This window comes from Polyangiaceae bacterium (genome assembly GCA_020633205.1).
Classification (GTDB): Bacteria; Myxococcota_A; Polyangia; order Polyangiales; family Polyangiaceae; genus JAHBVY01.
In genome coordinates, this window is record JACKEB010000017.1 from 284718 (window position 1) to 308473 (window position 23756).

18 protein-coding genes are annotated in these 23756 nt (G+C 64.1%); 11 read left to right on the top strand and 7 right to left on the bottom strand.

Annotation, left to right across the window (positions count from 1 at the left end):
• Positions 1 to 40: 40 nt before the first annotated feature.
• Positions 41 to 877, top strand: a complete 837-nt coding sequence (locus H6718_27620) for a PhnD/SsuA/transferrin family substrate-binding protein (GenBank protein ID MCB9589214.1) — start codon at positions 41 to 43, stop codon at positions 875 to 877.
• Positions 878 to 918: 41 nt separating this feature from the next.
• Here H6718_27620 and H6718_27625 read toward each other — a convergent pair whose 3' ends face one another.
• Entirely contained in the window at positions 919 to 2484 is a 1566-nt protein-coding gene (locus H6718_27625) for an FAD-binding oxidoreductase (protein ID MCB9589215.1), read from the bottom strand.
• Positions 2485 to 2557: 73 nt separating this feature from the next.
• Between H6718_27625 and H6718_27630 the strand changes: the two genes are divergently transcribed.
• Positions 2558 to 3052 (top strand): hypothetical protein, encoded by a 495-nt coding sequence (locus H6718_27630; GenBank protein ID MCB9589216.1) that lies wholly within the window; start codon positions 2558 to 2560, stop codon positions 3050 to 3052.
• Between the two features lie 17 nt (positions 3053 to 3069).
• Here the strand turns inward: H6718_27630 and H6718_27635 are convergent, their stop codons facing one another.
• Together H6718_27635 and H6718_27640 are read right to left on the bottom strand one after the other, a co-directional pair.
• Positions 3070 to 4485 carry a serine/threonine protein kinase gene (locus H6718_27635; protein MCB9589217.1) on the bottom strand — a complete coding sequence of 472 codons (1416 nt, stop codon included), beginning with the start codon at positions 4483 to 4485 and terminating at the stop codon, positions 3070 to 3072.
• A 78-nt stretch (positions 4486 to 4563) separates the two neighbouring features.
• Positions 4564 to 6615 (bottom strand): PilZ domain-containing protein, encoded by a 2052-nt coding sequence (locus H6718_27640; protein MCB9589218.1) that lies wholly within the window; start codon positions 6613 to 6615, stop codon positions 4564 to 4566.
• Between the two features lie 148 nt (positions 6616 to 6763).
• Between H6718_27640 and H6718_27645 the strand changes: the two genes are divergently transcribed.
• Positions 6764 to 7810, top strand: a complete 1047-nt coding sequence (locus tag H6718_27645; protein ID MCB9589219.1) for an FHA domain-containing protein — start codon at positions 6764 to 6766, stop codon at positions 7808 to 7810.
• 92 nt (positions 7811 to 7902) lie between these two features.
• Here H6718_27645 and H6718_27650 read toward each other — a convergent pair whose 3' ends face one another.
• On the bottom strand, positions 7903 to 9522 hold the full coding sequence (locus H6718_27650; GenBank protein ID MCB9589220.1) for a hypothetical protein: 1620 nt from the start codon (positions 9520 to 9522) through the stop codon (positions 7903 to 7905).
• Positions 9523 to 9632: 110 nt separating this feature from the next.
• Here H6718_27650 and H6718_27655 point away from each other — a divergent pair, with 110 nt between their 5' ends.
• Both H6718_27655 and H6718_27660 read left to right on the top strand, forming a co-directional pair.
• The gene (locus H6718_27655; GenBank protein MCB9589221.1) at positions 9633 to 10118 is read left to right on the top strand and encodes a hypothetical protein; all 486 of its coding nucleotides are present in this window, start codon (positions 9633 to 9635) and stop codon (positions 10116 to 10118) included.
• A gap of 54 nt (positions 10119 to 10172) precedes the next feature.
• Positions 10173 to 10598, top strand: a complete 426-nt coding sequence (locus H6718_27660) for a GFA family protein (GenBank protein ID MCB9589222.1) — start codon at positions 10173 to 10175, stop codon at positions 10596 to 10598.
• Positions 10599 to 10612: 14 nt separating this feature from the next.
• Here H6718_27660 and H6718_27665 read toward each other — a convergent pair whose 3' ends face one another.
• The 3 genes from H6718_27665 to H6718_27675 all read right to left on the bottom strand — a co-directional run bounded on the left by H6718_27665 (position 10613) and on the right by H6718_27675 (position 13449).
• Positions 10613 to 11566, bottom strand: coding sequence for a hypothetical protein (locus H6718_27665; GenBank protein ID MCB9589223.1), 954 nt, complete (start codon positions 11564 to 11566; stop codon positions 10613 to 10615).
• 83 nt (positions 11567 to 11649) lie between these two features.
• A complete protein-coding gene (locus H6718_27670) occupies positions 11650 to 12393 on the bottom strand; it encodes a 3'-5' exonuclease (GenBank protein ID MCB9589224.1) in 744 nt (247 codons plus the stop codon).
• 3 nt (positions 12394 to 12396) lie between these two features.
• Entirely contained in the window at positions 12397 to 13449 is a 1053-nt protein-coding gene (locus H6718_27675) for a thioredoxin domain-containing protein (GenBank protein ID MCB9589225.1), read from the bottom strand.
• A 262-nt stretch (positions 13450 to 13711) separates the two neighbouring features.
• Here H6718_27675 and H6718_27680 point away from each other — a divergent pair, with 262 nt between their 5' ends.
• The 6 genes from H6718_27680 to H6718_27705 all read left to right on the top strand — a co-directional run bounded on the left by H6718_27680 (position 13712) and on the right by H6718_27705 (position 23755).
• Positions 13712 to 15307, top strand: coding sequence for a helix-turn-helix domain-containing protein (locus tag H6718_27680; GenBank protein MCB9589226.1), 1596 nt, complete (start codon positions 13712 to 13714; stop codon positions 15305 to 15307).
• Between the two features lie 15 nt (positions 15308 to 15322).
• Positions 15323 to 16828: a glycosyltransferase family 39 protein gene (locus H6718_27685; protein MCB9589227.1), complete on the top strand. Its 1506-nt coding sequence runs from the start codon at positions 15323 to 15325 to the stop codon at positions 16826 to 16828.
• Between the two features lie 221 nt (positions 16829 to 17049).
• Positions 17050 to 18618: a hypothetical protein gene (locus tag H6718_27690; GenBank protein ID MCB9589228.1), complete on the top strand. Its 1569-nt coding sequence runs from the start codon at positions 17050 to 17052 to the stop codon at positions 18616 to 18618.
• Between the two features lie 101 nt (positions 18619 to 18719).
• Positions 18720 to 20093, top strand: a complete 1374-nt coding sequence (locus tag H6718_27695) for an imelysin family protein (GenBank protein MCB9589229.1) — start codon at positions 18720 to 18722, stop codon at positions 20091 to 20093.
• On the top strand, positions 20086 to 21486 hold the full coding sequence (locus H6718_27700) for an HTTM domain-containing protein (protein MCB9589230.1): 1401 nt from the start codon (positions 20086 to 20088) through the stop codon (positions 21484 to 21486). Before H6718_27695 ends, H6718_27700 begins: the two co-directional genes overlap by 8 nt.
• Before the next feature lie 199 nt (positions 21487 to 21685).
• A complete protein-coding gene (locus H6718_27705) occupies positions 21686 to 23755 on the top strand; it encodes a TonB-dependent receptor (protein MCB9589231.1) in 2070 nt (689 codons plus the stop codon).
• Position 23756: the final 1 nt, after the last annotated feature.

Sequence of the window (23756 nt, forward strand, 5' to 3'; positions counted from 1 at the left end):
GGGCAGCCGTGGAAGGAACATCCTGCTACGCTCTGGCAACGTGGCAGTAACCCGCATCGCTATCGGTCTGGTCCCCGTGTGGGACGACCCAATGACCTCGGTCCAGCTCGAGCAGATCCGTCGGCTGCTGGAGAAGCGCCTCAACAGCGAGGTGATGTTCGTCCGCTACCGCCGCCCAGAGATGCTCGCCCGAGCTTTCGAAGACCACGAGATCGATCTGGCGTGGACCTCGCCTATCCTGGCGCTGACGCATCCATCCATGGCTACAGGAATCGCGATGGCGAGCGCGGTGCGTCAGGGTGCGGCCTACTATCACAGTGTATTGTTCACGAGTGCTGACTCGAACCTGACGAGCGCGAGTCAGCTGCAGGGGACGAGCGTCGCCTGGGTGGCCCCCACCTCAGCAGGCGGCTACGTCTTTCCTCGCGTGGCCTTGGCAAGCCAGGGTCTCGACCCGCAGACGCTGTTCAAGACGGAGATCTTCTGTTTCTCCCACGGCGCCGTGGTCGACGCCGTACTGACGGGACAGGCGGATGTCGGCGCGACCTTTGCGGTGTTCGAGGACGGCGACGCGACCAAGAAGCTTCTACGGGCAGGCTTCCAGGACTCCCAGCACGACGCTACCGTACGGATATTAGTCGTGTCGACGCCGATTCCCAGCGACCTTTGGCTGGGCAATCGGGCGACGGTGGACCTCCTGGGAACAGACCTGCTGACCACCCTTCAGGCTCTGTGCAAGGAGGCGCCGAACGCCATGCTCAGCGTCTTCGGCGCAGAGAAGTACGAGGCGCCCGATCAGAAGCGGCTCGAACAGCTCCGGGAAGACGTCGAGCACGCCCAGTCGCTCGAACTCATTGCCGTCGAAGACGACGCCTGACCGCGCCGCCAGCTGATGAGGCGAATTACGGAGACCGAACACTAGGCGAAGCGACGCGCGAACACACCGGCGGGGTCCAGCGCGACCCGGAGGCGCTCGAGGACCGCGGAGCGCTGATCGGCACTGTTCGGTAGGGACGCCAGCGACTGCGTGCCCAGGCGATACGGCAGGTAGCCGGCTGCAGAAAGCGCGGCGTAGAGCGCGTCGTGACAAGCGCTGGCGCGGTCATCTGCTCCGGGCACGTCACGGTCATAGACCATCAGCGGAACCCAGTTGACGCTGCGCGGCGCGGTCGCAACGCAAGCGAACAGCGGTTCGAATCCGTGTTCCGTGAGGATCCGCTCACTGAGGCTCACGGCGCGCACCAGATCGCGCCCTCTGAAGGGCAACGCGGCGCACACCCAGTTCACTCCGCAGCCATCCTGAGCCAAATCGAGGGGTGAGCTCTGAGGACGCTCCGGAGGCATCCGCCAGTACGCGCTCTGCAGGCTGTGCTCGTGGGGGATCCCCTGTAGAAACTTGAACGCCGGGTGCCCCGGATGCAGGAGCTCCCGACCAACGCTGGCGTCTCCACTGGCCTCGAAGAACGCTAGGTCGTCGACCAGCGGCCGCAGGCAGCGCTCCATATGTATCCGCGCGGCATTACCCTGGTCGCGACTCGCAGCGTACACAGCGGTGGTGCCGCTCCAGCGCATCCCAGGCCATTCCGGCATTGCCTCGAGCGTCTGTCGTGGCAGCGCCTGTGCGGGGTCCGCCCCAGCGGGGAAGCGCGCCACGCTGGAGACGACGCGATAGTCGTTCCATAGCCCGATGCTTGCGTTGAGGGTGCCATCGAGCTTGAGCTCGCCGAGAGCGTCCCACAGCCTGCCGAGTCGCCCTGGGTCTTTCAAGCCGAACGTTGCAAGGTGAAGCGAGCGTGGCAGTGGGCACAGCCACAGGGTGAGCCGGGTGACGAGACCAAAGCCTGACTGAGAAAACAGTCCGTCGAGCGCCGGACCCACGCCCCAGCGCGCCACGCGCTGCAGCCCCGGGTTCGTATCCTCAAGGAAACTACCAAAGCCAGTACGCAACACTTCGCCGGAAGAGAGCATCACCTCGAGGTTACAGATGTGCGCGAAACGGTCGGCGTAGGGGCCAGCTCCGTCTCCGCGCTCCAGAGCATTCGCAAGCACGCTCGAGTGGGGCGAAGACCCGGTCACGTTCAGAAAGAACCGCGAGCGCTGGGCCTTCAAGTACTCGTACAGCTGCTGGAAGGTCACCCCGGGCTCCACGTCGATGGCCCCCAGCTGGGAGTCGAAGTCGCTGATGCGGCAGAGCCCGCTCAGGTCGAGCAACACCGCAGGTTCCGGCGCCTGTCGAGTCCCAAGGCCCCAGCTCTTGCCCGCACTACTCTGGTGCAGCCTCACCTGGTGCTGACGAGCGATGGCCAAGAGCTCAGGTAACTGCTCGCGGCTGCTCGGTCGCAGCGCGGCCATCAACGGCGCGCTTCCCCCTGCACTTCGGCTCTGAGTCGTGCGGTTCAGGTCATCCAGCGATGGTCCTGAACGAATCACGTTGGCCGCTCCCAAGAGGGAGGCCCACTGATCTAGTGCCGCGTCGAGGCTCATCCCTGCCGCATCCTCCTACCATCGTACAGAAGCTCCCAAACACTCGAGAACATCCACGATATGCTCGCTATTTATGGGAAGAATTCGCCTGGGTCGAGCGACTGGGCTCGCGCTCCTCGTCGCACCGTGGCTCATCGCCTGCCAAGAGTCGTCGTCGGCGCCCAAGCCGGGGGCTTCTCAGGAGCAGGCGCCGACCAGCGTGAAGGCCTTCTCCGCGGGCCGATCCATCGGAGTCAGCAGCGAGCCGACGGAGACTGAGTACCCGTTTCGCGATCAGCTGGAACTGACGGTGACCGGTCCCAGTGGCGCGAAGGAAGCACTCGACGCGCAGCGCGAGGCGTTGGTGGAGTGCGCGTACGCGCTCTCACCCGACACCAAACAGATCGCGATGGTGGAGGCGAAAGCCACGCTCAAATCTGATGGCGCTCTCGAGAACTTCGAACTGACCAAGTACGCGGATTCGACTCCCGGGAAAGCCTGCATCACGCGCTGCGTCCTTGGCGCCAGCATGCCGAAAGGCGTGGCAGGCGAGCTGCAACTGAAGCTCGCCTACAGCACCAAGCCGTGAGAACTCGAGCCGTGAGGCTAAGGTGAGGCGTCTGCTGCATCTGCGCCAGCGTCGCCTTGTGCAAGCTCAGGTGCCGGACGCCGTGGAACATCCAGCTTCACGTCCAGCAGAATGCTCTCGCCGGACGCCAGCGTGATGGTGCGTCGCTCAGTTGGAGCCGCAGGGTGCTCGAGCCGCACGTAGTGCGTACCTGGGCGGAGCGGGATCGGCTCCGAGAACGGCGTGGTCTCGACCTTTTCGCCGTCCACGATCACATGAGCCCAAGGATCGGCGACCACCCTCAGATAGCCAGCCTGATTGGGCCGCAGTTCGAGCGCGTGGGATCCTTGAGTGACGCTGGGGATAGCGCCTTCCCTCGCGGAAATAATCTGAATCACGACACCGCCCAGCAACACCAGCGCGCAGGCCGCGAGCATCCCGAGCACAGCGCTACCGAGGCTGCGGGTCGGCTCCTCCAGCGGCGCCGGGTCGTCAGCGTCAAGGACCTCTTCAGGGGCCAGGCCGGCCCGCGCCAAAGCGCGGCGGATGTGCTCCGCTGGGCTCCGCTCGTCATCCTCCAGCACAGCTCGCAACGCGAGACCCAGCTCCGCCGCAGAACCGAAGCGATCCGAGGGCATCTTCTCCAGCAGACGCTGGACGATACGCTCGAGTTGACCGGACACATGGGGCGCGACGCGAGAGAGCGCCGGAGGGACGTCGTGGCGAATGCGCTGGGTGGTGGAACGCAGATCGGGTCCATCGAAGGGTCGCTGTCCACCGATCATCTCGTAGAGCATCACACCCAGCGCGAAGAGGTCGCTACGCGGGTCCGGGGGCTCACCAAGGATTTGCTCCGGCGAGAAGTACGCTGGTGCCGCGACCTCCCCGTCCATCAGCTCTGGTGCCGTAGGGATACGCTCATCGCTAGCCGCCGCGAACTCGAGCAGCTTGAGGCCGCCGGTTGGGGTGAGCAGGATGTTGTCCGGCCGCAAGTTGCGGTGAACGATTCCGTGCTCGTGGGCGTGCTCGAGGGCCCGAGTGATCTCGAGGGCAACGCTCACCGCTTCGAGGGGCTCGAGAGTTCTGCCTTCGTCACCCGTGCGCAGGAGGTCGCGCAGGTTCACGCCCTCGACGTACTCGAGCACCAACCACATCGAGTCGTCGTTGCGCTCGAAGTCGTAGAGCTTGAGCAGGTTCGGGTGTTCGAGCTGCGCGAGCAACCGCGCCTCGTGCTCGAGGCTGGCGGCAAACGGGGATGAAGGCAGGATGCTCGGGGACAGCGCCTTGATCAGCACCGTGCGTCCGAGCGGCTGCTGGAGCGCCTTGTAGCGATCCGCGATGGGGCCGGTCCCCAAGAGCTCCAGCGTCTGAAAGCCGGGGAACGAGCGCAGCCCACGCGACGACCCGCGGGCCGACGCCGCGCCTTGGCTTCGCTCTGAACCCTTCGCGCTCACAGCCGCAGCTCTACTACGGACGGCTCGCAAACACCCAAGCCTAGAGCCAGAAACCGCGCAGGGTCGTCCACTCTGGAACTAACGCTTGGCCAGCGCTCCGCCCTTCTTCGGTTCACTGATCAGGAACTCGACGAAGTCTTTCCGGAGCCGCACGCGGTAGCCGGGAATGCCGTTCTTGAACTGGAACGTGATCTGCGCTCCGTTGCCGCCGTTCGAGGTCTTCACTCGGGCAATGCGCTTGTCGCGCTTGGAGATCGAGTCCCCGGACTCCATGACTTTGCGTCCGGGGATGACCACGACGAAACCGGTTGGGTTGATCGCACCTTGGATCGCGCCGCCGGGAGAGTCCAAGCGGATGCGGTGAATCGTTGGCCGGCTCACGGTGCCGCGGCCCCAGGGCTTCACGCTCTTGGGATCGACCTTCTCCGCCGTGGGCTTGTCATCGCCCTTGTCCGCCTTGTCGCCACCTTCATCCCAGGCTTCGTCTGCAACGGGGGGGGTGTCGTCCACGGGTTCGTCGAGCGCGGAGGCGCCCGCCGACTCATCCACCGGCGCTGCCTCGGTCGGCGCCATATTCGTCGGACCAAAGAGCGGAACGTCGGCGCTGATTCCGTTGGGCGTCGTCTTTCCCTGGGGATCTTCCTGGGGCTGAGCGGGCGCCTGGGCGGCATTGGCGGGGATCGGGTTGCCTTGCTCATCCACGTTGGTGACGTCTTCGCTCGGCGCGAGGGGCGTTTCCTCCGCGGCGACTGGCTTGCTCAGCGCTTCTTCACCCCCGGCGGGCGCGGACGGCTTCTTCATGGCGAGTACAGCGACGGTGGTGAGCATCACCGCGGCACCTGCGATTGCGCCGTAACGCTTTAGCTTCTTCGTGGCCGGCGGCGGAGCTTCCGGCGCGGCCTCTTGACGGCGCGCCTGACTCGGCGGGAGCTTCGACCCGCGCATCGACTGGGGGCGCAGGCGCCTACCGTCGGCGCTCATCACGCCGGACAGCGGAGCGCCCTGGACGCGCCGTCCCGCACCTTGTTTCCGCGTGGCAGGAGCTGACTGGGTGCGAGCCTCAGCCTTTCCAGCTTGCTTGCTGCGCGCGGTCTTGATCCAGCCGCCCACCTTGGACGCCGCGCTCGCACCGACGTGCTTGAGCGCAGTTCCGGTGTTCTTCGCGATCTCACCAGCCTGAGAGGCCGCTGCGCCAAGCTTGGTCTGGAACGCGTTTGGTTCGTGCTCATCCTCGTACTCAGCGTCCACGCCGTCGTAGTCCGAGTCAAAATCGGGTTCGTCATCCAGCTCGTCGTCGTCGAGCTCGGAAGCGACCGCTCGCGCGGCGACGCGCTCCGGAGTCCCGGCGATGCGAGTCGCCGGGCCTGGCTCATCCAACTCGTCTTCGAGATCGTCGTCTGAGCACTCGCGCAGAGCACCGGCGGACTCCCCCGCATCCACCACGCTGGGCTCGGGGGTGATGTCTGCGAACGCCTCGTCATACGCCAGCGACACCACCAGCTGGGGTACCTGAGACTGCGGGTCGATCACGACGTCGACGGTCTCGATGGACGCCCCAGAGCGGTCACCCGCGTCCAGGTCTTCAATGTCCAGATGCCGACCGAGCTTCAGGAACTCGAGCTTCGAGCCGACGGTCATCGCGCGACCACCAGCCTTTCGTACCTGCGCCTTCATGGGCGAGCCCAAGCCGTCGATGTGCAGGCGCACCCGAGTGCCTGCGGTCTTGCGCTTACGCTGGGCTTCGCCGGGTTCCGCTGCCGCTTCTAGTTCGTAGTCCTCTTCCGGCTCCTCTTGCTTTTCCGCATGGATCCCGCAGAGCTTCTTGAGGGCGTCCACGCTACCGCTATCGAGCGCCGTGAAGCGAATGCCAAACTCTCCGCCGCGTTCCTGGTCTTCGGCCCAGGCCACTTCACCTTCGACGAGGATCTGGTGACCAGCCTCCTCGAAGCGCAACACCAGCGGTGCTCCAACCGGAGGCAGATAGCGGGTTCGTACATGCATGCCACGCCCGCTCACCTCGATGCTCTGCGCCTCGAAGGCGGGCACCTCCGGTACTCGGCCGCAAATCTCGACCAATGTCTGCACGGGTACGCGTTTGACGCCGCTTGCTCGACGATCCTGCTTCTGCATTTGAGTCCTCCCGGATCCCAGACGCGGGCCTGGGTCCGACCTCGCACCACTCGAGGCGCGATCGGTCGATAAGCGCCGATACGTGAGCGCGACTACTTGGGCCAAATTTGCTGGCTAAGAAGGCCTCTCGTGCCATCATCCGCCGCGCATGCCGATCTCGGTTCTCGTCCGATCAGGCGAGGTGGAGAGCCCACCGGAGCTGAGCTTCGACGCCCCGCGCGTCGTGATCGGACGTGGAGACGGCTGCGAAGTGCGCCTTCCGGACCCCAGCGTAAGCCACCGCCACGCCTCCATTCGCCAGCGTGGCGCAGACTACATCGTGGTCGATGAGGGCAGCACCAACGGCACGTTCGTCGGTTCGGTTCGCTTGGGCGCCCAGTCACCTCGGGTGCTGCGAAGTGGGGACGTGATCCGCGTCGGCCGGGTCTGGCTGGAAGTTCAAATCAAGCCCGTAGCACCCCAGCTCGCCACTCCCAACAGCACCAAAGAGCTGGCTCTCGCCTTGGTGGCCAACGCGCTGAGCTCCCAGGGGGAGGACGCCTCGGTCAAGCTCGCCGTCTATGAAGGTGCGGACTCAGGGCGCGAGTTGGTGCTGGGGCTGTTTGAGCATCGCTACGTGATCGGTCGGGGCAAGAGCGTCGATTTGGCGTTCGACGACGAAGACGCGTCGCGCCGCCATTGCGAGCTCATCCGACGCGGAGACAAAGTCTTCGTGCGCGACCTGAACTCGAAGAACGGCACCTTCTTGGACGGCCAGCAGCTCACCGCGGAGCGGGAGACGCGCTGGCCCTCAACGGCAATCCTCGGCATCGGCAGCAACCGGATGCGCTTCGAGGACCCGGTGGCGCTCGCTCTGGAAGAGCTGGAGCGCGCGGCGGACGAGCACATGTCCCCGGACGACTCCGTGGACCCACCAGACACCGTCGCGCCCAAGGCGGAGACACCCGCGCCGGACAGCGATGCACTCTCCGACCTGGTGCGGGGTGCGCGCTCATCGGGAAAGGCAGCAGCCTCATCGCGCGCTGCCGCGCCGATTGCTCAACGTCCCAAGAAGGACGCTCGCCTGGATACGACGATTCGCACCCGGCGGCCGAAGGCGGGCTGGGGAAAGACGGACTTCATCGTAGCCGCCGTGGCGATCGGCGTGCTCGCGCTGTCGGTGCTTGGAATGCTGTTGTTGCTCCGCAGTGGTTAGCTGCGGACAAGAGCGACAGCCGCAGTGGTTAGCTGCGGACAAGAGCGACAGCCGCAGCGGTTAGCTTCAAGCGCAGACAGAACCGCACGGAATCAAGGCGGGCACACATCCAGCTGGTCTACCGTCAGGTCGCTGTGGGCGGTGATGGTTACGGCTTCGTAGACGTTGCCTCCCGAGATGTTGCTACCAGCTCCAGCGCCATGCACCGTTGCGGGTGTCGTGGAGACGAAGCCATGGGGCAGCGTTCCCCGCTCACACGTTGCCGGAAGACTTGGATCCGCTAGGCGATATGCGGAGCGGGTCGTGACGCAATACAGGGCACCATCCGCGCTCTCCAGACAGTGCGCGTAGCCACCGCCGCTCTTGAAAATCAGGTTCCAGGAAGAGGAGTTACGCACGTCGCCAATCACAGTCGTGAAGCTGCTGCCATCTTGCACGCCGATGGGGTGACTGCCGAGAAACGACACGCGGTCGAGGTCGATACGTCCCGTCGGCACACTGAGGTAGCGGCGCTTCAGTACGCCTGTCTGAATGTCGAACTCGGAATAATAGCCACCGTCTTCCACGAAGGCGATGGTGCCGTCAGGAGCGAACTGCAGTTGAATGGGCTGCTCCGTCATGCGCCACCCGGTGCGGAACGTACCGGCCGAGGTGAGCTGAATCACGCGCCCCGAATCATCGACCACGAGCATGTCGTTGCCTGGTCCCCGATGAATCCACTTCACTTCACGCTCGATCCCAGGGTCGAATCCAAGCGAACGAATCGTCGACCCATCGAGCGCAAGTTCCATGACGGTTCCGCTCGGGGTGACCTCCTTTCCTCGAGTCCCGGCGATAAACAAGGTTCCACTGGGGCCAAGCGCCAGCGCGAGCGCCTTGCCCTCGCCGGTTCCGTGCTGTTCCCATTTGGGAATACCGTCACCACCAAGGCGCATCACGAGGGGATACGGTTCGAAGAGGGAGGCATAATAGTATCCCGATGCCACTAGATCACCGTCATCCAGCTCAAGGACGTCGGTGAACTGTTGACGGGTCTCGTTCTGCCAGGCGCGCGCCCAGAGCACTTTGAGGGATGGGCTCAATCGGATCAACACACCGGGCTGATTCGGGCTACCGTTCCCGCGCCCGGCGATCAGGAGATCACCGTTCTTGAGCTGACGAAACTGGGTGATCTCGTTCAGCAAGGTGCTGCCGCCGGGATTGGTGAGCCTGAGCTGAATCTCGTCCGCCAGCGGCGCTGCACCGGCAGTCCCCCCAACTCCGCCGGTTGCGCCTGCAGTGCCGCCGGTTGCGCCTGCAGTGCCGCCGGCTCCGCCTGCAGTGCCGCCGGTTCCGCCAACCGCCGAGCTGCCGCCGGCGTCATGGGTACCGCCGACACCTCCGCTGCTGATCCCAGCGCTTCCGCCACCAACGCCAGTGGTCCCGCCAGTGCTAGCCCCTCCGGTGCCGCCCGAAGCTGTGCCGCCGCTAGCGCCCGTACCGCCGTTACCGCTAGAAGCCGTCCCCCCGCTGCCGCTCGCGCCACCAGTTTCCGCGCTGGATGTTCCGGCCGCAGCACCAGCGTTTCCGCCCATCCCCGCACCCGCGCTACCCGAGGTGCCACCGCTCGAATCGTCAGCCGTAGTGCTGTCCTGGGATCCGCACGCGACGCATAACGTCAATAGCGACACCGCACCCCAACTCCCCAACGCCCCTCGAATCGTTCGATGCATGGCGCGAACGGTACACAACGCGATCGCGAGCGCACGTGAACGAATAGAACGTCGTGCGGTTGTGCACCGCTTGAGTCAACCGACTATATTTGTCGAGCGCGACGTTCACCATGGCCCACGCACCGCAAGTCACCGATGCCTACTGGCCGATCATCGTCATGACGCTGACGGATGGCATGGACTACGACGCCTACAGCGCGCTGTTCGAGGGTTACGAGCGGATCATGCAGAGCGCCGTCACTCGAGCGGCAGCATCCAACGAACGCGCGGGCATGAACATCACCTTGTCCGATCTGAGCGTCGTGCGCAGCCGCCCCGCCGCGAAGACCAGAGCACTGGCAGCTCAGAAGTCTCAAGAGTGGCAGCCCTTGATGCGTCGCTTCTCGTTGGGTGACGTACGCGTGGTGACGTCCAGCCTGGTGCGCGGCGCAATGACCGCGGTGAGCTGGATCTATCAACACCCGCTACCCCTCAAGTACTCGGCGTCGTTTCCCGACGGAGTCAATTGGTGCGTTCAGCAGCTAGACCTCGCAGGCGTGCCGCTCAGCGATGGCACCCGCCAGCTGATGCGCATGCACGGTGTGCGCGGCGCCTAGCGGCCGACTCACGCGGGAATACCAGCTTCGTCTGCGGCGTCTGCAAGAGGCAATATGTTGACTGGTAAGTGCCTTTGCGAGGCCATCGCCTACGAAGTTACCGGTGCGCTTGGCCCGGTTTACAACTGCCATCGCTCGAAATGCCGACGCTGGCATGGTGCCGCCTTCAGGACCCGAGCATCCATCCGTCGCGAACATTTCAGGTGGGTTCGGGGGGAGGAGCAGCTTTCCTTCTACAACTCAGCGCCGAACGTCACTCGCTCGTTCTGCTCCATCTGTGGTTCGAACCTGATCAACACGTACGCCGACTTACCCGACATCATCGGGCTGCCCTTGGGCGGGCTTGAGCAGCATCCTGGGCGCGTTCCGGAGGCGCACATCTTCGTAGGCTCCAAGTCTCCTTGGTACGAAATCAGCGACGGACTGCCAGAGTTCGAAAGCTGGCCTGGCGACGAGGCCGCCGTTCGCAGCACGCAGTAGTCGCCCTGACTAGCTTACCTCGCCGACCAGCCTCGCACTGGATGAGTCCCCGCGAAGCGCACCACCGCCTTCGGTAGCGGTTGCTCTGCAAGAGCGCGCGGCAACGTCTCGGCGACTACGCGGGTAGTTGCCGTGTAGCTCGAACCTTCGCCGTGGGTGCAGGCGTAGCAAGTGCCAATGGAGAACACGAGCTCGGCTTGCTGCTTTCCCTGAGGAGTGACCTCCGGGATGACGTTGATCAACGTCACCTGCTCCTCGGTCGGTTCGTCGAAACCGTCCCCTGCAGCCTTGAACGCGGCAACCGCCTGACTCAGTTCGTGCCCTCTCAGCTCGTTCGTTTCCGCGGGAGAAAGCAAGGGCAGCTTCTGCTTGCGCTCTAGGTCATACGCGGAGTAGGTCGCCACGCTGAAGCCGTGGGCACCGCAGCCGTAGACCCAGGTGAAATCTGCGAGCACCAGATAGCGACCCGCAGAGGCGATCAGGCCTACATTTTGGCTGTAGTCATTGTAGCGCTCTTCAGGCCCCGGCTTTGGCTGCTCCCAGAGCTCCCAGCTCCGACGGGTCTTGAGCTCAATCAGGCTCGGGACCTGAGTCTCCTTGTGATCCGTCGGGGCGCTGGCTGTGTCGCCCATCACTGCATCGCACTCGTACACGGGCATGCGCCCGAGGGTCTTCGAGAACTCCCACTCTTTACCCCCGGCCAGCATAAAAATCCCCGGTTGCTCCTTGAGAACATTTCCCTCGGGATCCAACCAGTAGCTGGTCGTTTGCTCGGAGTCGTCCGGGCGCGCCCAGACGATGACGCCCTTGACCTCTGACCGCTCGACTGGCTCAGCTTCCTCCTGGGTCTTTTCATCGCCGACCCGAATGGTTGGAGGAGCGTCGGCTTTGCGTTGCTCACCGCCGCAGCACGGGAGGGCGAGCAGCGCTCCTAACCCCCAAACCAAGATCGGGCTACGACGGCTCATCGTCGAGCAGCATAGCTTGGGAAGGACTGGATCCCACATCTCACGGAAACGCCGTGTGGACGCCGCGGATTCCGGGGCGGCAGCTAGGCCCGGCGCCACATGCGGCGCTCGTCGTCGAAGATACGGCCTAGGCGCTTCTGCTCGAGAACGAACGCGGCGTAGTTGCGGGGCACCCTCGAGTCCGTAGCGAAGATCCCGTGCACCTTGGCTGCGGCTTCGGCGTCGTCCGTTGCGCGGTGGGCGCGGCCGATGTCGATACCTAGGCGCTCACACACGTCCCCAAGGGACTTGCTCTTTGCATCCTTCTGGAGCTCTCGTGCCCAGGTGAGCGGATCCAACCACTCCACGCCTTTGCGCGCTGCCGGCGGCAGATTGGGAACGTCCAAATTGCAACGGGCGAACTCAGCGTGGAGGAAGTCCCGGTCGAACTCGGCGTTGTAGGCCAAGGGCACGCCCTGACGCATCGCCTCGAGGATCTCCAAAGCAACCGAGGAAAACGGCGGCTTGTCCTTCACGTCGTCATCACTGATGCCGTGAACGTCGAACGCTTCCTTGGGGATCGGCATTCCGGGATTGACCAGCCAATCGTGGCGCGCCACGACCTGTCCCTCGCGGTAGATCACGCACGCGACTTCGACCACACGGTCGACGTTGTGATCGCGGCCTGTAGTCTCGGTGTCGATGCTGACCACCGGCAGGCGGTGCATCTCGGTTTGACCGTCGAACTCATCAGCGAGTCCGCTCGCGACCACGCGCAACAGATGAGCGATGCCGGGATAGTGGCGTCCCGTGGGGAAACACCCCTCGCCCTCCATGCCTGACTTCATGGCTTACTTGGCGCTCGGAGCAGGCTTGCTGGGCTTGGCGCTAGGCGCTGGCTTTTCACTCGGCGCTGTCTTCGCGCCTGACGGAGCCGCGACGGGCTGGGTATCCCCACCCTCTTCTGCACTCGCCGGCGCCTTCGGCATCGGCTTCGGCTCCACGTCCTTGCCGGTGCGAAGCTTGATCTCGAGCTTCACGAAGTCGTCCAAGTCTTCCTTCGTGTCGAAGTAGCCGCTCGTGAAGTTCCGACCGTTGATGTAGATCATCGGCGTCCCTTCGAGCCCGAGCTTGTCGGCCTCCTTCTTGTCCTTCGCCACGGCGTCGGCGACCTCTTCGCTGTCGATGTCCTTGAGGAACTTCTTCACGTCGAGGTTCAACTGCTTGGCGAAACCGGCGAAGTCGTTGGTGAAGCTCGCCTGGTTCTTGAACAACAGGTCGTGCATCTCCCAGAACTTGCCCTGCTTCCCTGCGGCAACCGCGGCGCGAGCTGCCATCTCGGCGTGCTCATGGATGGCCAGGGGGTAGTTCTTGAACACGAAGCGGACCTGGCCCGGGAAGCGCTCCACCAAGCCATCCAGGATGGGGGCCATCATGCCGCAGTGGGGACACTCGTAGTCGGCCCACTCGACGATGGTGACCGGCGCGTCCTTCGCGCCCTTGGTCGGGGAGTCTCCGATCTCGACGGGCTTCACTTCATCTGTAGAGAAGCGCACACGGAACGCCGCCTCAGCCTGATTGCGCGTGCGCCCACGACGTACCTGCGTCAGGAGGAAATCCGCCGCAGGCTTGCAACCGTCGCATTTGCGGGCTTCTTTCACGCACTGAGCGATGCTGACAGGCTGATCCGGACAGGGCGCCAGCAGGTCGCTGACATAGGTAGACCACTCCCGCTGCTCGCGACGAGTGAGCTCCGTGGTGTCCACGCCCGGTAGCTCGACGTTGTCCACCGTCGCCGAGTCCGCGGTTGGTGGATTCTCGTCTCCCCGATGTTCGCAAGTGCTGAAATTCAATTGCAGAAGCGCGAGCACTGCTGTGCCGAGGACGGACCTGAGCGAGGGCATGGTTGGGGGACTCTAGTGTGAGGTGCGGCGCAATGCTACCCGGTCGGCAGCCCGCCTCTGTGAGGACTTGTCGATTCGGACGCGGATCTGCGTTACATGCGTGCCGCGCTCGCGTCGATGACAGAAAGTATCTAGCGCTCAGCCTCTCAACTCGTGGTTTATTCCCGCCTTTCCCGGGCAAAGCCCCTGAATTGCCTCGCTCCATGGCGCACCGTTGGCCACGCGCCCAGCGCGCCACGTCCGCGTGCTCAGCCCCCTAACCATGTCTAGCGGAAGCCTCTATCCCTCGGAACCGCCGCCCGATAGCGGACCCGGCGCAGACGCGCCGCGAGTCGTGCGCCACGTGATCGCTGTGGCTGGTGGTCGCGGCGGTGTGGGAAAGAGCATCGTGGCGATCAACCTGGGCGTCTACTTGGCTCAGCTCGGACGCACCGTGGTGGTGGCTGACGCCAACCCCGCAGGCGCGGATCTGCACACGATGCTCGGCGAGGCGATGCCCCGGGCAGGCAACGACGAAGACGCTCCCGAAGAAGAAGAACTCACGCCGATCAAGACGCAGGTGCCTGGCCTGCTGCTCTTGCCTCAGGCGTACTCCCGAAACTCCACCGTGCCGCTACGTCCAGGGCGCAAGGCGCGTTGGGCCTTCAGGCTGCGGCAGCTGGATGTGGACTACGTGATCCTCGATCTGGGCGCAGGGACTACACCCGCCACGCTGGACTTGTTCCTCACGGCAGACCTCGGGCTCTGCGTCACCTCGCCTGAGCCTCCAAGTGTCGAGGCAACCTACCGCTTCGCCCGCGCGCTGTTCCAACGCAAGCTACGACGCACACTGATCAAGGACCGCTTCAAGGTTCGCATGGTGGAGCGCGCGCAGGATCCGCTTCCGCCCCTGCCCTCACCCATCGAAATGGTGCGGGCAATCGCTCGCTACGACAGCTCCGTTGCCGAGCTGGCGGCCGCTGAGCTCGCAAAGCTGAGACCGCGACTCGTGGTTAATTCCGCGCGGTTACGTACGGACAACGACCTCGGCACCGCGATGTGCGACATGAGCCGGCGCTACTTGGGCGTGGAGTTCGACTACGTCGGCCACGTCGAACAGGAAGACTCTGTTTGGCTCTCCGTAGTTCGCCGCCGGCCGCTGCTCATCGACTCGCCCACGAGCAAAGCCGCCCGCAACATCGAGCGCATCGCTCGGCGCATTCTGGCGCTGGCGACCACGCGCGAGCAAACCAAGGTGGCCACACCCGTGCCCATCGTGCCCGCGGAGCCAAACCTATACGAAGTGCTGTGGACTCACCGCGGCGCCAGCGACGAAGAGTTGCGCCGCGCCTACAAGCGCCAGCGAGAGATCTATCAACAGGACAGCCTTCCGCTTACCTCGCTCTTGACGGAAGAAGAGCTGGCCCGCGAACGCGCGCGCGTTGATGAGGCCTACGATACGCTGCTCGATCCCATTCGGCGACGCGCGTACGACAAGTCAACGTTCCCTGAGGCCGAGGCCGGTGAGCAGCCGCCACGGCCAGAGGTGGACGCAGCCCTCGCGGCGGAGCGCGCCATGCTACGCGCGGAGTTGGCGCGAGAAATCCACCCGGAAACTGAGTTTAGTGGTGCGCTCTTGAAGAAGGTGCGCCAATCATTGGGCATCGAGATCGAAGAGATCGCGAATCGCACGAAAATCAGCGCATCCCACCTCAAGGCGATCGAAGAAGAGGACTTCCGAAGTCTGCCGGCGGCGGTGTACACACGCGGCTTCGTCCAGGAGGTGGCCAAGTACCTCAAGGTGGATCCGGCGCAAGTCAGCCGCAGCTACCTCAAGCGGCACCGCGCGTGGCGCCAAGCGCACGGAGTGGATCCGTGAGGATGAGCCGGCACGGTGCCTGACGCTGCAGCCAAGAACGCGTCGCACACCCCCGACTGGGGCTTCACCTTGGTGGTCAGCCTACTCGGCCTGTTGCCGCGTCTTTATGTGGCCATCGCGTGGTCGCGAGAACCGGTGTGGGATGGTCACTACTACCATTTCGGCGCCACACGTATCGCCGAGGGCCTCGGCTACTCCGAGGATGTCATCGTCGGTGGCCAAGCCGTGTGGAAAGCCTGGTGCCACTACCCGGTAGGCTACAGCGCCTTTCTCGGCTTGCTCTATTTGGTGTTTGGGCGGGGCCTGCTCGTGGCACCGATCGCAAACGCCGCGATTGGTGCTCTGCAGATCGCCGTGGGGCATCGACTCGGGCGCTGCTTCCTCAGCACGAACCGTGCGCGCGTAGCGGCTGCGCTGATCGCCCTGCATCCCGGGCTCATCGCCTACAGCGCGGTCGTCATGACGGAGCTGTTGACGGCGTTGCTGCTCTCGTGGGCAGCGCTGATCATCTACAGCCGCCGCGGCCAGCTGAAAGGCGCCGCCTACGGCGGCATCATGCTGGGACTTGCGACGCTCGTGCGGCCCTCGGTGCTGCTGGCAGCGCCGCTCTCGGCGCTGCTGCATGATGGCAAGCGCTGGCGGGCGTTGGCGCTGGCGGCGGTTAGCCTCGCCGTTACGTTCGCCGTGGTCATGCCCTGGACCATTCGCAACTGCAACCGCATGGATGGTTGCGCCTTCGTGTCGACAAACGGTGGCTGGAACCTGGCCATCGGCGCGCTAACCGACAGCGGACGTTTCCGCACGTTGAAGGCTCAAGATGGCTGCCCTGTCGTCACTGGACAGGTGCAACAGGATCGTTGTTGGGCGAAGGTGGGGCGCGAGGCCATCCTCAAGGATCCGAAACGTTGGATCTCCTTGATGCCCAAGAAGCTGGGCCACACCTATGACCATGAGTCGTTCGCGATAGAGTACCTCCGCGAAGCGAACCCCAACGCCTGGCCGGAGCATCGTCGGGTAGCCGGGCGGAACTTGCTCTCGCATTTCCACCGTGGATTACTAATCCTGGCGGCGTTCTCCGTGGTTGGTCTGCCGCTCAGCGACCGACGTAGGAACCCGCAGCGCGACAGCAAGGAGCTCAGCAACCAGGCCACGTTGGCCTGGGTGGTTCAAGCGATGCTCTTCAGCGTGTTGTTGGGGCTGGCGGGATACGCGATCTTCAACGACGAACACCCGTTCTTCTGGCTCCCGACGTTGATTCCGCTGCTGGCGTTGCTGCCAGTACCGGGTCGGCCGTTGCATGGAGGCGTGGGCCGTTACGCGTTTGGGTTGCTGTTCTCGACTACGTTGATTCACGCGGTGTTCTTTGGGGACGATCGCTACCACTTGGTAGTAACTCCAGTGCTTTGCCTGCTGGGTGCTGCGGCGTTCCGGCGCTCGCGTCCACTGATCGCGCGCACCAGCGCAGGGGTCGAGCCGCAGCCCACACCGCCGGAAGCCGGCGCGGCTCCCAACCTCGGCTAGCGATCCGGACGTCCGGAGACTTCGGGTGCAATGCCTCGATCGGGCCCGTTTGCTGGGCGTAGGTTATGAAAACGACATCCATTTTCTACTAACCGAGGCTCAAAATGGCCGCAGGATCCGCCTCTCGCACCCCGCAAATAGATATTGAAAATCATTTTCAACAAAGATAGGAGCGAAACCAGCCCTCGACTTGGGGCTCGCCAAAGGAAGGTCTCGTAAGCATGCATCCCCTCACCCGTCTCGGATTTCTCGTCGGCTTCGCTTCTTGTGTCCCCCTGATTGGGTGCGGCAGCGACTCGGAGGACAGCAAAGGCAGCGGGGGCAGCGGCGCCGCAGGTGGTTCCGCAGGGAATGGAGGTACAGCCGGCAATGCTGGCAGCGCCGCTAGCGGGGGCAGCGCGGGCTCCACCACTGGCGGTACGGCCGGGACGGGTGCCGTGGCTGGTAGCGCTGGCGCCGGTGGGACGGGCGGAACTGCTGGAACCGGCGGAACTGCCGGGGCTGCTGGAACGAGTGGCGCGGCCGGCACGTCTGGTACCGAATTCGCAGGCGCGGTACCGCTCTCACAAACGGAGAACGACCGCTTCTGGGCGGCGGCTTTCGACGCTCAAGGTCGGCCGTACGCTGCGGGCTACTCCGAGTTCAACGGGGACTCCGCCCTCGTGGTGGCACGCTTCAACTTGGATGGCACCTACGACGCGAGCTTCGGAACTGGGGGAATCGCGTATGTCAACGCCGTCGCCGGGGGAACCCTCGAGCAAGCAAGGGGCCTCGGCATCCAGAGCGATGGCAAGGTGGTCGTCGCCGGCACGGTGGAGCATGACCCCAATGCGACCTACGTCGACGCAGACATCGCCGTCGCGCGCTTCAACAGCGATGGCACCCTCGACACGGCCTTCGGGACGAACGGGGTGGCGATCATCGACATCACCACGGGTGGCAACGACGGCACGAGCGATATCAACGACTCACTGTGGAACGCGACAGTGGACTCACAAGACCGCATCTTGCTCTTTGGCATGGCGAAGGCGGAGGCTCGGGCGGACCGGGACCGCTTCGTCGCGCGACTGACGTCAGAAGGCGCATTAGACACCACGTTCAATTCCACAGGGAAGCATGTGTACGGGGTGGATGGCCTGGACCTCAACGACAACGGGCGCAACGGTTTCGTCCAGCCAGATGGCAAAATCTTCCACGGCGGCTACACGAACGTGAGCGGCAGCAACCAGATCGTGCTCGCCCGGTTCAATGCTGATGGGACACTGGACACGTCCTTCGATACAGATGGGATCCTTCGCTCAGCACCGCTCCCCTCCCCCGGCATGGCCGAAGCCTACGGGGCGGCGCTGCAAAGCAGCGGCAAGTACGTCACCACGGGGTATGGACGCGAGCAGGGCACCGGAACCGTCGACCTGGTCTCGTTCCGCTACAACGCCGATGGCGCTGCTGACACCACGTGGGCAACGAACGGTGGCCTGATCTACGACATCGCAGCCGACAACGACCGCGGACGCAACGTCTTGCCACTCGCCGACGACCGCACTGTCCATGTCGGCTCAGGCTCGCCGAGCACGGGCGTGATCCACGCCATGATCCTCATCACGACGGCGGACGGAGCGCTCGACACGAACTTCGACACCGACGGAGTGAAGCTCTACGACTTCGGGAGCGTGGATCAAGCGCTGTTCGGCGCCGCTGTGTCTCCCGACGGCAAGTGGCTCGCCGCAGCAGGCTACCTCCGCGTGGACAGCGCGGACGACGACGCGGCGCTCGTTCTGCTGCCGCTCTAATAGGATGTTGATTGGCTGGGTGTCTTTCAACGCCCTGTAAAACCCGACCGCGCGCGCGCCGTGTTGGAACCCACGGCGCGCTCATATCCTCGAGGATACTCATGATCCAGGTACGCAAGGCAACGCTGGGGTTGATTGCGGCCATCTGTGTGTGGGCCGGCTGTAGGAAGCCGCCACCCGATGAGCACGTCTACTCTGGGCAGATCGCGCCACCCACGGGTGCTGGGGGCAGCGCCAACGCAGGAGCTGGTGGAGCTCCCGGGACCGGTGGTGGCTGGACATTGGGTGGAACTGGCGGGGCGCTCGACGCAGGCCCTGATGCCGGAGAACACGCGGCGCTGAGTTGCCAGCTCGAAGCAGAGCCAGAAAGCTTCAGCAAGTCGGCACTGCTGGCGTCGATCGCCCAGTGCGCTCTGACTCGCTACGAGGCTCACCGCCAGGCCGCGCTGGAACTTCAGCGCACCACCCAAGCCTTTGCGGCCGAACCTTCGGACGTCAATGCGCTCTCGGCGCAGAACGCTTGGCGCAAAACAATTTCCTCATGGCAACGCGCAGAACTCTTCCGATTTGGCCCAGCTGCGCGCAGCGGCGAGCCTGGCGCGCAAGATCTTCGAGATCAGATCTACGGCTGGCCCCTGGTGAGTCGCTGCAAGGTTGACGAGCAGCTCGTCAGTCAGGATTACACGAAGCCAGAGTTCGCTTCGTCGCTGATCAACGGGCGCACTCACTCCGCCCTCGACTACCTGCTCTTCTATCCTGGCACTGACAACGGTTGTTCGAGCTTCTCCGCAATCAACGCGAACGGCAGCTGGAGCGCGCTCGGCGCCGCGGAGCTTCGTGGGCGCAAGGCGGCCTACGCGGGAGCGGTCAGCTCTCTGGTCCTCACGAGCGCCACGCGCTTGGTCGAGTTCTGGGTGCCGACACAGGACGCATTTCCAGAAGGCAAGAACTTCTGCAGCACCCTCGCCACGGCAGGCAACGGCTCCGGCGTGTTCGATAGTGATCAGGCTGCTCTCAACGCGGTCAGCGACGCGCTGTTCTACGTCGACAAGGAGCTAAAGGACTGGAAGCTCGGCAGGCCGGTAGGGCTGGTGGACTGCTTCGCCGAGGCGTGTCCCGAAGCGGTCGAGCTCCCGTACAGCAAGGGCTCACTCGCGCATATCGCGAACAACCTCGTAGGGTTTCGGGATCTCTTCGAGGGCTGCACGGATTCGGGGCTTCGTCTCGGCTTCGACGATTGGCTGATCGCGGTTGGTGCGGAGTCAGTGAGTCAGCGCATGTTGAGCGCACTCGATGGGGCGCAGCTCGAGCTAGGGAAAGTGCCAGGACCGCTGGACGCGGCGGTGACGAGCGACAAGGCCAGCGTCGAACGTGCGTACGCCGCCGTGAAGCAACTGACCGACATCCTGAAGACCGAGTTCGTCACCGTGCTTAACCTCGAACTGCCAAAGAGCGCCGAGGGCGACAATGACTGACGCGCGGCGGTGCTCCTCGAGGCTGACGGCGGCGCTCCACCAACCGGTGGCGGCTGAGTGGCTGGTGGTCTTGCGCTTCGCGCTCGGGACGATTGTGACGGTGAGCGCGCTTCGCTTCATCGCGTACGGATGGGTCGAGCAGTTCTTCACGGAACCGACGTTCCATTTCCGCTATTGGGGTCTGGGCTGGGTGCCGGTAGTTGACTCGGCGGCGATGCACGGGCTTTTCTGGCTCACTGCACTGCTCGGCGTCCTGGTCAGCCTCGGGTTGTTCTTCCGGGTTAGCTGCGTCGCGCTGTTTCTTTGCTTCAGCTACCTGCAGTTGGTCGACGTCGCGAACTACCTGAACCATTACTACCTGGTCTGCATCCTGACGCTGCTGCTCAGCCTGTCGCCTGCGGGGAAGTTCGCGTCCCTCGACGTATGGCTTGGACGCGCGTCCCCCCAGGCTCAGCACCCACGCTTCTGGCTGTGGCTGTTCAGGCTTCAAGTTGGCATCGTCTACACCTTCGCCGCGCTCGCGAAGGCGAACAGCGACTGGTTGATCCACGGACAACCGTTAGGGATTTGGCTCAGTTCGCGAACCCACATTCCATTTCTGGGAGACGTGTTCGCGCTGCCAGGGGCCGCGCTGGTGATGAGTTGGTGCGGCTTCCTGTTCGATCTCAGTGTGGTTTGGCTGCTGCTCTATCGACGCACCCGCGCACCAGCGTACATCGTCGCGGTCACGTTCCACGTGCTGACGCGGGTGCTGTTCCCAATCGGGATGTTCCCCTTCATCATGTTGGCGGCAGCGCTGGTGTTCTTTCCTCCAAGCGCCTTTGCTCGAATAGGCCGGTGGACTCGCGAGAGGCTACGGAGACCTCCTAGCCGATCCGCGCGCGTCGCACGGGTGCCTCCCGCCTTGGCATGGGGACTCGCAGTGTTCTGTCTGGTGCAGCTAGCGCTTCCGTTGCGACATTGGACCTATGGCGGCAACGTACTCTGGCACGAGCAAGGCATGCGCTTCTCTTGGCGCGTCATGGCCCGCGAGAAGAACGGGAGCGTGACCTACGTCGTCCGCACACCCAGCGGCTTGACCCAGCACGTTTCCCCCCGGAACTATTTGACACGCATCCAAGAGCGGGAGCTCGCGACCCAACCCGACCTCATCTTGCAGCTCGCGCACCACATCGCTGCCGACTATGAGCAGCGAGGGATAGCTGACGTCCAGGTTCACGCGGACGCCTGGGCGTCAATGAATGGTCGCCCGATGTCCCGCTTGATCGACCCCCGAGTGGATCTCGCACGGGTGCGAGACGGTATCGGGCCGGCTAACTGGGTGTTCGCGGCACCTGCGACGCCTCCGCTCCGACTCCGGTCCAACACCCAGCAGCGCCTCGCTGCCCATTGACGCCAGCGCTTTTGAAGAGAGCTTTATGACACGCCTCATGCGGACGGTCGCCTGCGCCCTCGCTTGCACCGCCTATTCTCCTCTCACCTGGAGCGAGACACCGCACCCCTCACCCCCAACACCCGAAGACTCCGAGTCATCGGTCACGCCGGAGGCAGACCCCGCAAGCGAAGCCGAGCCGGAACAAGAAGTGTTGGTGATGGCCACACCGATTGGAAAGACGGCGGGCTCCGCTCACGTAGTCCGCGAACGGGACCTGGAGCGGTACGAGTATGACGATCCGCACGCGGTGCTCACCCGCGTTCCTGGTGTCTACTCACGGGGCGAAGATGGTCTCGGCCTGCGCCCCAACATCGGCATGCGAGGAGTGAACCCCGATCGCTCGAAGAAGGTGACGCTGCTAGAAGATGGCATCCCCTTCGGCCCCGCGCCATACTCCGCTCCCGCGGCGTACTTCTTCCCGCTGATGACCCGCATGACCTACGTCCGGGTGATCAAGGGTCCGGCGGCGATCGCCTACGGTCCGCAGTCGGTTGGTGGTGCCATCGATCTGATCACGCGCCCCATCCCCACGGAAACATCTGCGAGAGCGGACATCAGCTTGGGAGAGTACGGCTATCGCAAGGCCCACGGCTACTTCGGGTCGAGCGACGGGACGACCGGGTTTCTGATCGAAGGCGTGCACCTCGGCAACGACGGCTTCAAGGAACTGCCGAGCGGCGCAGACACAGGCTTCGTCAAGAACGAGTGGATGGCGAAGGCGAGCTACGTGCCCAACCCGACGGCTGAAGCGCCACATCACTTCAACCTCAAGCTCTCATACGCCGATGAGGTATCCAACGAGACGTACCTCGGTTTGAGCGACGACGACTTCAAGCGCACTCCCCTCGCTCGCTACTCAGCGAGTCAGTTGGACCGCATGGAGTGGCACCGGACGTCCGCGACGCTAACCCACGAGATTTCGCCGCTCCCCAAGCTCAAGATCACGACCAAGGCCTACAGACACGACTTCTCCCGCATCTGGCGCAAGGTCAATAGTTTCCGCGGGGCAAGCATAGCGAGCGTACTCGAGGACCCGAACAGCCCTCAAAACGCGGTCTTCTACGCAATCTTGAGAGGCGAAGCCGAGAGCACTTCACCCGCCGAGACGCTGCTGATCGGCCCCAACCAACGCAAGTTCGTCTCGCAGGGAGTCGACGTTCGTGTGCGCTGGGACACCTCGACCGGTGGCCTTGCCCATCGCTTCGAGTATGGTGTCACCGCCCACTATGATCGCATCGAGCGACGCCACAGCGAGGACGGCTTCCTTGCGGCAAGAGGCGAGCTATTCCCTGACGGAACGCCAACCGAAGTCACCGCGCTGAACGAAGCGTCATCGTACGCTGCGGCCGTGCACGTGTCAGACGCCATGAGCTTTGGGCGTTTCATCATCACTCCCGGAGTGCGCACGGAGAGCATCGCCGGCAGCTTCGTCGACCGCCTGTCGCTCCAGGAGCGCGGGAATTCGCTGGTCGTGGTGTTGCCGAGCTTGGGTGCCTTCTGGTCGCTCACCGATCATTTTGGCGTGCTCGCGGGAGGCTATCGCGGCTTCAGCCCTCCTGCGCCAGGCAGCGCGGAGTTTGTGAAACCGGAACTGAGCATCAACTACGAGGCTGGTGTCCGCTACTCAAAGGCCCGCACGCTGCTGGAAGCGGTTGGCTTCTACAATGACTACTCCAACCTGACCGACGTCTGCACCTTCTCAAGCGGTTGCTTGAACGACGATCTCGATCGCCAGTTCGATGCTGGCGCGGCGCGCATCTTCGGGGTCGAAGGCAGCATCCAACACGAGTTCCCGCTGGGCGGGTCACTGAAAGCACCTGTAGCCGGCGCCTACACGCTGACTTACAGCGAGTTCGAATCCAGCTTCGAGTCCGACGACCCAATCTTTGGCAGCGTGACCAAAGGTGACGAAGTCCCCTACGTGCCCAGGCACCAGCTGCACCTCGAGGCAGGGCTCGAGCACTCGAGAGCCGGTGGGAACTTAGGCTTCAACTACGTCGCCGCCACGCGCGAGATCGCTGGCTCGGGTCCACTGGACCAGGCGCTCGCCACCGACCCTCAAGTTTGGCTCGACGCGTCGGCGTTCTTCAACCTCAGCAAGGGGATTCGGCTCTACGCCAACGTGCGTAACCTCACGGACAACCACTTCATCACCGGCCACCGACCTTACGGCGCTCGCCCCAACGCGCCGAGATGGGTCCAGATCGGTTTGAAAGCCCAACTCTAAG